The sequence below is a fragment of the Enterococcus spodopteracolus genome (assembly GCF_030441955.1).
GTDB classification, from domain to species: Bacteria; Bacillota; Bacilli; order Lactobacillales; family Enterococcaceae; genus Enterococcus_B; species Enterococcus_B spodopteracolus.
Genome location: NZ_JARJHD010000167.1, coordinates 1 through 269, shown reverse-complemented (window position 1 = coordinate 269; position 269 = coordinate 1). Strand labels below are relative to the sequence as shown.

Here is a 269-nt window from a genome sequence, read left to right as displayed (position 1 = left end):
TCGTTACGAAATCCAAAAACAGTGGGGGAGCATTCGATATGACGAAAAAGTACAAGGTGAGATATTAGAGGGATGTAATACGTACGTGTTTTGTGAATATGAAGAGGAAGTCTTAGAACAAGCGATTAAAGAGAAATACGATCAAGCAGAAACCATTTATCGGCACTTAGAACAGCTAGACACATACAATGGCGAACAAATATTTGAAACAGAGAGCGTGAGAGCCGTTGCCTTTTTCAAAGATAAATTAATTTCATTAATGATGAAAG

General features: G+C 36.8%; 1 protein-coding gene. It reads left to right on the top strand.

Going from position 1 to position 269, the window contains the following annotated elements; translation table 11 throughout:
* On the top strand, positions 1-269 hold a 269-nt coding region (locus tag P3R27_RS15035; protein ID WP_301399225.1), incomplete at both ends, for a hypothetical protein.